Annotated in this window: 7 protein-coding genes; 6 read left to right on the top strand and 1 reads right to left on the bottom strand. The window is 35.8% G+C overall.

Annotated features, from left to right (window positions below):
- Nucleotides 1-434: 434 nt before the first annotated feature.
- Nucleotides 435-980 (top strand): hypothetical protein, encoded by a 546-nt coding sequence (locus tag WBQ70_RS06405; protein WP_423911908.1) that lies wholly within the window; start codon nt 435-437, stop codon nt 978-980.
- Nucleotides 981-1821: 841 nt separating this feature from the next.
- Here WBQ70_RS06405 and WBQ70_RS06410 read toward each other — a convergent pair.
- Nucleotides 1822-3357, bottom strand: a complete 1536-nt coding sequence (locus tag WBQ70_RS06410) for a YifB family Mg chelatase-like AAA ATPase (protein WP_423911911.1) — start codon at nt 3355-3357, stop codon at nt 1822-1824.
- A gap of 506 nt (nt 3358-3863) precedes the next feature.
- Between WBQ70_RS06410 and WBQ70_RS06415 the strand changes: the two genes are divergently transcribed.
- The 5 genes from WBQ70_RS06415 to WBQ70_RS06435 form a co-directional block, all read left to right on the top strand.
- Nucleotides 3864-5336, top strand: a complete 1473-nt coding sequence (locus WBQ70_RS06415; RefSeq protein WP_423911912.1) for a sodium:solute symporter family protein — start codon at nt 3864-3866, stop codon at nt 5334-5336.
- The gene (locus tag WBQ70_RS06420) at nt 5317-5751 is read left to right on the top strand and encodes a GNAT family N-acetyltransferase (RefSeq protein ID WP_423911914.1); all 435 of its coding nucleotides are present in this window, start codon (nt 5317-5319) and stop codon (nt 5749-5751) included. Before WBQ70_RS06415 ends, WBQ70_RS06420 begins: the two co-directional genes overlap by 20 nt.
- A gap of 146 nt (nt 5752-5897) precedes the next feature.
- Nucleotides 5898-7052, top strand: coding sequence for an amidohydrolase (locus WBQ70_RS06425; RefSeq protein WP_423911915.1), 1155 nt, complete (start codon nt 5898-5900; stop codon nt 7050-7052).
- Nucleotides 7042-8193, top strand: a complete 1152-nt coding sequence (alr, locus tag WBQ70_RS06430) for an alanine racemase (protein ID WP_423911918.1) — start codon at nt 7042-7044, stop codon at nt 8191-8193. Before WBQ70_RS06425 ends, alr begins: the two co-directional genes overlap by 11 nt.
- Nucleotides 8193-8671 (top strand): alanine racemase (locus WBQ70_RS06435; protein WP_423911921.1); only part of this gene is annotated, 479 nt, incomplete at its 3' end. The genes alr and WBQ70_RS06435, both read left to right, overlap by 1 nt.

Raw genomic sequence — 8671 nt, forward strand, 5'->3', positions numbered from 1 at the left:
GTACCGGATTTTGTCGCCTCATTTCCTTCAGTTCTGGCTTCGCAGCCAACAACCTTGCGACGTACTAATGATTCGGGTTTTCAATCCGCTCATAAGGGACTTACACCCTCTGGAAAAATAACACACTGTAAGATTTGTTTTCTAATTCGAAATTTGTATTTTCGAATTTTTATTCAAACTTACAGTGTGGGTCCTGCTCATGCAGGGCACACACACACGTCTTGCGCCATTTGCGAATTTAGTGGAATTACCGTATTTTATCGTATTTTCGTTTAGCCGAAAATACTCGTCTTCGTAAGTCGCAAACGGCGCAAGGCGCGAGAACGTTGGCAGTAATTTAACCTAAAAAAGGAGATAATGCTAAATAAAACAGTCTAAATATGCAGAAATAAAGACTTTAAAAGTAGTAAGCAAATAATTTAAAAAATATAATTATGATAGTTTGGTCTGGTAGAGGAATTCTCTCTTTTTTAGTTCTAATTTTGACAATGATTCTTTGTGTATTTACTATACCTAAATATTATGCAGAATATTGTTTTATAATTACTTTTCTTGTTACTGGAATTTTTAGTTGCGTATTTGGAATAAAATGGAACTACAAAAAATTAAAAACATACATAAACAAAGAAACTGGAAAAGAAGTAAATCTATTAAATAATCACAGTATATTTTGGATTCCGATACAATATTGGGGAATTGTTTCTATTCTATTAGGTATTGTAATGTTAGTCCAAAACTTGAATAAAGATGGAATTGAACTTTATTTGAATATAATTTTAGGATTATTAGCAGTTGTATGTCTAATTAATTTTAGCATAATAATATATAAAAATAATATCGAAACTAAAGTAAAAACAAATATTCAAACTAAATCGAATATAACAAAGGTTGAAATTGTACAAAATTCGAAATTTGAGAAAGTAGAATTCAAGGAAATTAAATCCGAAACAGAAGATCATAACCGATTTTTACCAAAATAAACTACTGCCAATCGAGTAGACGGCTCTGCCAGTAACTTACAGAGTGCGCCTCTCACACCACCGTACGTACCGGTCACGTATACGGCGGTTCGCAAACTTATGGATTAAGTTCGATGTAAACATCTGTCAGAGATTGATAGCCTTTTTGTCTTAGGCGTTTTCGGTAATGGTTGAACCCAGTTGCACAAAGTCTTCTTTAAACCTCTAGTTAATGTTCTAATAAAAGCGAGAGAATCTGGTGGATGTGGATTCTCTAAAAGAATTTGGAGTTATATTAATGAAGAAGAATATATTATGAAAATAGAGACATAAAACATCAACAAATTACGGTGGGTGAAAATTAACTAAAAAATAAAAACCAATTGTGACTTACAAAAACAACTCCTCTTCTGGCTCGATTGAATCAACCACCAGAATTATAGGAAATACTTTGTCGAGCTACTTGCTGAGATTTCTCCTTCGTCGAAAAGACAAGATTGGGGTTACAGAGACTTAAAACTTTGTGAATCTTTGTGTCTTCCTTTGTGCATCTTAGTGAAATAACCTAACCCTGTTTTCACTTTAGCGAATCCATTTCATCCGTGTCCCATCCCACAACAGTGAGCAAAAATAAATTGAAAACACTTCTCCCCTCACAACGCACCAACCGATTCGTTCTTATGGAAATTACACGTCAAAAATAGCCCCGATTACTTCACAATACTTTTATTTACATAGGAGTTCAGTGAACTTTGTTTGCAGTGGCATCCTCTTGTATGGCGATAGCAAATACAAGAGATATAACGGAAAGCGGGAGCGAAAGTTGTTTTGGAATAGAAATGTGGTGCTGCTAAAAAACAAACTACCCCAACCATCCATCACGATCCAAACTTCGGTACTGAATCGCCTCGGCAATATGAGAAGCAACAACAATGGGCGCCGCTTCTAGATCAGCAATCGTTCTTGCTACTTTCAAGATTCTATCGAAAGCTCGGGCAGAAAGATTCAGGCGCTCCATGGCGGTTTTCAATAATTGTAAAGAAGCATCATCAAGGGCGCAATATTCCCGAATTTGTTTAGAACTCATTTGTGCGTTGTAATGAATATTATCAAAAGCCTCAAATCGCGCCGACTGAATTTCACGTGCTGCGGTAACTCGTTTTCGTATTTCTACGCTACTTTCTCCATTTCGCTTTTCGGTTAATTTATCAAAAGGAACAGGGGTTACTTCAATATGAATGTCAATTCTATCCAATAAAGGCCCTGAAATTTTACTCAAATAACGGGTCATTTCATAGGGCGAAGAAGTGTTAGGCGAATCTGGATCATTGAAAAAACCACTTGGACTTGGATTCATACTAGCCACCAACATAAACGACGAAGGATACGTAATGGTAAATTTTGCCCGCGAAATGGTTACTTCTCGATCTTCGAGCGGTTGCCTCATCACTTCGAGTACTTCGCGCTTAAATTCGGGCAACTCATCAAGGAACAATACACCATTATGGGCTAACGAAATTTCTCCCGGTTGTGGATAACTCCCGCCTCCCACCAAAGCTACAGATGATGCGGTATGATGTGGACTACGAAACGGACGTTGATTCATTAATCCCACATCCTTGACTTTTCCAGCTACACTGTGGATTTTTGTCGTTTCCAAAGCTTCTTTTAAAGTCATGGGAGGCAAAATACTGGGCAAACGTTTGGCAATCATTGTTTTTCCGGAGCCTGGAGGACCAATCAGAATTATATTATGTCCTCCTGCTGCCGCAATTTCCATGCAACGTTTAATCGATTCTTGCCCCCGCACTTCAGCAAAATCGAATTCTGGAAAGTCCAAGGTTTTATAAAATTCATCTCTTGTGTTAATAACCATAGGTTCAATTGTTCCCTTTCCTTCAAAAAAATCGATGACTTCTAATACATTTTCGACTCCATAAACATCAAGTCCTGCTACAATTGCTGCTTCTTTGACATTATGTTTAGGAAGAAAAAAACCTTTAAAGCCTTCCTCTTTGGCTTTGATAGCAATAGGAAGCGCACCTCTTATAGGTTGCAAACCTCCATCAAGTGAAAGTTCGCCCATAATTAGGTATTTACCAACCTCACTCGCGTTAATTTGCGATGATGCTGCTAAAATGCCTATGGCCAGTGTCAAATCATAAGCTGAACCTTCCTTGCGTAAGTCGGCAGGAGCCATATTAATCGTAATCTTTTTACCAGGTAAACTATAACCATTGTTCTTCAGTGCCGCTGCTATTCGATAACTACTCTCTTTAATAGCATTGTCAGGCAAACCTACTAAATGATACCCAATTCCTTTATCAATATTAACTTCTACGGTAATGGTTGTCGCTTCGACACCAAAAACGGCACTTCCAAAAACTTTAACTAGCATGACAGATATTTTTTATAAAAATAAACATTTTGTTACTCCAATGTAGAAAAATCTTATAAAAAAATAAAATGGAAAAAAACTCAAGTAAAACCTCTTAAAAATAGTTGACGTTTTTTTTTTAGCCATTTAATTAATACACATAAAACCGACTTTAATTGAAATTATGTCAATAATTGATACGAATAAAAAAACCGTGTCCTCTATTTTTCAAAACTCTGAATTTAGAATAAATCATGCTATTTGTGTTTGTCTTTTTAAAATGTCGCAATAGCAAGAATCCACTTTTTAATAGTATTTTTGATATAAATCCTTATCTTTGCAAAGATTAATTCAATTTTCAGGGCTTGAAAGTGATTTTTATTATCATTTCACTAAAGCCAGTCTAGTATTTCTTATAATCGAAATCTAACTGAAAATTATCATTATATGCAGTTCGCTGCATTCAACAGCCTTTGGAAAAATTCCATTTACAATACAGGCTTTAAAATAATCTGAAATACAATACAATGCACGTAATAGATTATATAATCTTTGTCGTTTACATGCTGGCGATGTTAGGAGTTGGCTTATATTTTTTTAAAAAGAACAAAACCGCCGAAGATTTTTATGTAAGTGGTCGTAACATGAATAGTTGGCACATTGGTTTATCAGTTGTGGCTACTGATGTGGGAGGCGGTTTCTCTATCGGCTTAGGAGGATTAGGATTTACTATGGGATTGTCAGGTTCTTGGATGCTGTTCACAGGATTAATTGGTGCGTGGTTGAGTGCCGTTTTCTTAATTCCAAAAGTGAGCGAATTGGGACACAAACACAAATTCTTTACGTTCCCTCAAATCTTCAATGAGTTTTACAATGCCAAAGTAGCCTTATTAGCAGGAATTATTTCGGCCATTGGGTACATTGGTTTTACGAGTTCTCAGGTTTTAGCTGGAGCCAAATTAGCTTCGGCAACCATTGAAGGGTTAAACATTCAAACAGCACTGGTTATCATGGGATTAATAGCTGTAATTTACACTGCTATTGGAGGTTTAAAAGCTGTAATTTACACTGATACAATTCAATGGAGCATCTTGATTTTGGGATTAGTTATTATTGGAATTCCAATGTCATACAACGCTGTAGGTGGGTATGATGCTATTGTTTCTTCATTATCACCTGAATATTTATCGCTGACGAATGTTTCGGGGTACCAAATCCTAAATTGGTCAATTACCATTATTCCCATTTGGTTTGTGGGAATGACTTTGTATCAAAGAATTTATGCCAGTAAAGGCGAAAAAGAAGCTAAAAAAGCGTGGTTGATTGCTGGCGTTTTTGAATGGCCTATTATGGCATTTATGGGAGTTACGTTAGGATTATTAGCAAAAGTAGCGGCCAACCAAGGAATGTTTGTTGGAATAACAGATGCAGCTGCGATGGATAGCGAAATGGGTCTACCTATTTTATTAGCTACCATTCTGCCCGTAGGTTTAATGGGATTGATGCTTTCCTCCTATTTTTCAGCTATTCTCTCTACCGCTGATAGTTGCCTTATGGCAGCGTCAGGAAACATAGTAACTGATATTATTGCCAAATTCTCTAAAAAAGAATTAACGCATAAACAGGAATTACAATTGTCGCAAATCGTAACCTTAGCCATTGGGTTCTTTGCTATTTTATTGGCATCCCAAATGCAAAATGTACTCGAACTCATGCTCTACTCCTATGCCTTTATGGTGTCAGGACTTTTCATTCCGGTGCTAGGTGCTTTGTTTTGGAAAAAAAGCCATCCTATAGCAGCTTTTTGGAGTATGCTCTTTGGTGGAGCCACTACCATCTTGCTTATAATTACCAAAAATAAGTTACCTTTAGGATTACAACTACCTGAGAATTTGGATGCAAATATTTACGGCATCAGCATTTCACTTATTTTATTTATTACAATATCACTTTATCATTATAATAAAAATGAAAAACAAAATGGAATTCAAAATAATTAATACCACTTCGGGAGAGGATAAAACCTATACCAATCAAGATATTGCTCAATTTCTTTTCACGCATTTAGAACAATACGGAGATGCCATTGCAGATATTTCAAAATGCATTGACTACGTGATGAATCCTCATAGAGGCGGAAATATTGTAGTAGGAATTGATGAAAACAAAATTGTAGGTGCCGTAATCCTTAACAGCACTGGAATGAAAGGTTTTATTCCTGAAAACATCTTGGTCTATATTGCAGTTGATAACAGTCAACGTGGTAAAGGCTACGGAAAACAATTGATGGAAAAAGCGATTAGCATTGCAGATGGCGATGTTGCATTACACGTAGAACCCGATAATCCAGCTAGAAAGCTGTATGAGAAACTAGGATTCACGAATAAATACTTAGAAATGCGTCTTGTTAAATAATAATTCTAAGTAGATGAATTTAAAGCAACTAAAAACTTATTGATCTTAATTAAATCTGCGTGAAAAATTAGTACGCAGATTTGGCAGATTTTTGCAGACAATAATTTAAATTAAAGTTAGCTATACTTTATCTAATAAAAATGAAAATGAAAAATCCTAAACTACCTATAGCGTCATTAATCGAGTTAAGAAAGACTTTACATAAATATCCCGAGGTCTCTTTAAGCGAAAAAGAAACCGCTAAAAGAATCATTTCTTTTCTCGAAAATTATCCACCAGATGAAATCAGAACTGAGGTAGGTAAAACAGGAATTCTAGCCATTTATAAAGGACAAAAACCAGGGAAAACAGTTTTGTTTCGTTGTGAACTAGATGCCTTACCAATCGAAGAAATCAACACTTTCGAACATAAATCAACTATTGAAGGAGTTTCACATAAATGCGGTCACGATGGACACATGGCAATACTCTGTGGACTGGCGACTCAACTACACTTTCAAAGACCTGAAACTGGTCAGGTTGTTTTATTGTTCCAACCTGCTGAAGAAGACGGTCGTGGTGCGGTACGAGTGTATGCTGACCCAAAATTTACGTCATTGAAACCTGATTTTGTTTTTGCTTTACATAATTTACCAAGATACAATCAAAACCAAATTGTGGTAAAAAACAACACTTTTACTTGTGCGGTCAATAGTATCATCATTAAGCTAAAAGGAAAAACTTCACACGCTGGTGAACCCGAAAAAGGAATCAATCCAGCATTGGCCTTAGCCGAAATAACCAATAAATTCCAACAACACATTCAAGCGGATATTACGAAAGACAACTTTTGCTTAATTTCCTCCATTTATATCAAAATGGGAAAAAAAGCATATGGAATATCGGCTGGTGCAGGTGAAACGCATTTTACAGTTCGAACAGACAAAAACGAACAGATGAAAAAAATTGAAGCTACTCTTGAAGATACTACTCGAAAGATTGCTAAAAAACACCATCTGGATTGCTCAATAAAATGGACGCAAAATTTTCATGCAAATGAGAACAATCCCGAAGCCGTTGATTATGTTCGAAAAGCAGCAGCAATGAACCATTTCGACTTACTAGAAAAAGAATCGCCTTTTACTTGGGGAGAGGATTTTGGGATTTTCACACAACAATTCGCTGGAGCCATGTTCGGCCTTGGAGCGGGAAAAGATACTCCTGCCCTTCACAATCCAGATTATGATTTTCCTGACGCTATTATTCCAACAGGCGTAGCCATTTTTCATCAAATAGCCAAACAAATTACGGATGCACACTAATTCAATCATAGAACTCAACAAAACGGCTTACCAACAAAACATTGATTTCCTCAAAAAAACTTTTGGTAAAAAGGTAATTCTTTCCTCTGTGGTCAAAGGAAACGCTTATGGTCATGGTATTGCCGAATTTGTTCGTATGGCATTTGATTGTGGCGTAAAACATTTTTCTGTTTTTGATGTAGAAGAAGCAAAATTAGTCAAAGCACAATTGCAAAATCAAGCCACTATCATGGTGATGGGATTAGTCAATGAAGAAGACATGGAATGGGTAATTGATAATGAAGTAGAATTTTTTGTATTCGATAAAACCCGATTGACAAAAGCAATTAAAACCGCAAAAAAAATACATACAAAAGCCCGAATTCACATTGAATTAGAAACAGGAATGCACCGAACAGGTTTCGAAAAAAAAGAATTAAACCCTATTATAACGCTTCTTAAAAGAGAACGTGAACATGTTATTTTCAAAGGGCTTTGTACCCATTACGCAGGTGCTGAAAGTATTGCTAATTATTACAGAGTAGACAAACAAATCAAGCGGTTTGAAGAAATGTACCAACTGTTTTCAACACAAGGCATCCCACCTGAGATTAAACATTCCGCTTGTTCAGCAGCCTCGATGATGTTTCCAGAGACTCGAATGGATTTGGTTCGAATAGGCATTATGCAATACGGATTGTGGCCCAGTCCCGAAGTTTTTGTCAATTACCTCAATTCGAAAAAAAGTAAAATTGATCCGTTACAACGCGTCATTACTTGGAAAAGCAAAATAATGAATATCAAAACCGTCAATAGTGGCGAATTTATTGGGTATGGAACCATTTTTTTGGCTGAAAGAAAAATGACTATTGCAGTGATTCCTATAGGGTATTCTCATGGCTATAGTCGTTCTTTGAGCAATCAAGGTCGGGTGCTTATCAATGGACAACGCTGTATTGTTGTTGGTTCTGTGAATATGAACATGATGACGATTGATGTCACCGATGTCGTAAATATCCAAAAAGAAGATGAAGTAGTCCTCATTGGAAACCAAAATGACCTATCTATTTCCGTAGCTTCCTTTAGTGATTTTAGCAATCAACTGAACTACGAACTTTTAACTCGAATCTCTAAAACAATACCCAGAAAAATAATAGAATAATGGCCTTTATAAAACTATACCGAACCAAATTAGAAGAAAATTACAAATTCTTAGATACCATTTTCAAATCTCGAAATATTGATTGGGGGGTTGTGTCTAAACTTTTATGTGGCAACACGATTTATTTGAAAGAAGTAATTGCATTGGGAGTAACTGAAATTCATGATTCTCGTGTAAGTAATTTACGAAAAGTTAAAAAAATAAATCCCAATATTCAAACCGTTTACATCAAACCACCAGCACAAAGAAGTGTTCCTGATATTGTAAAATATGCTGATGTGAGTTTTAATACTGAAATTTACACGATCAAATTACTCTCTGAAGAAGCCAAAAAACAAAATAAAACCCATAAAATCATTATTATGATTGAAATGGGTGATTTACGTGAAGGTGTTATGGGCGAAGAATTAATCGCTTTTTATGGTGAAATTTTAAAATTATCCAATATCGAAATTCGAGGTATTGGAACCAATTTGAA

It is taken from the genome of Flavobacterium sp. (assembly GCF_049590715.1).
Lineage (GTDB): Bacteria > Bacteroidota > Bacteroidia > Flavobacteriales > Flavobacteriaceae > Flavobacterium.

Excerpts from the sequence above, each read along its gene's own strand:
- WBQ70_RS06410 (WP_423911911.1), bottom strand. The coding sequence starts at position 3,357 with ATGCTAGTTAAAGTTTTTGGAAGTGCCGTTTTTGGTGTCGAAGCGACA.
- WBQ70_RS06405 (WP_423911908.1), top strand. The coding sequence starts at position 435 with ATGATAGTTTGGTCTGGTAGAGGAATTCTCTCTTTTTTAGTTCTAATT.
- WBQ70_RS06420 (WP_423911914.1), top strand. The coding sequence starts at position 5,317 with ATGGAATTCAAAATAATTAATACCACTTCGGGAGAGGATAAAACCTAT.
- WBQ70_RS06425 (WP_423911915.1), top strand. The coding sequence starts at position 5,898 with ATGAAAAATCCTAAACTACCTATAGCGTCATTAATCGAGTTAAGAAAG.
- alr (WP_423911918.1), top strand. The coding sequence starts at position 7,042 with ATGCACACTAATTCAATCATAGAACTCAACAAAACGGCTTACCAACAA.
- WBQ70_RS06415 (WP_423911912.1), top strand. The coding sequence starts at position 3,864 with ATGCACGTAATAGATTATATAATCTTTGTCGTTTACATGCTGGCGATG.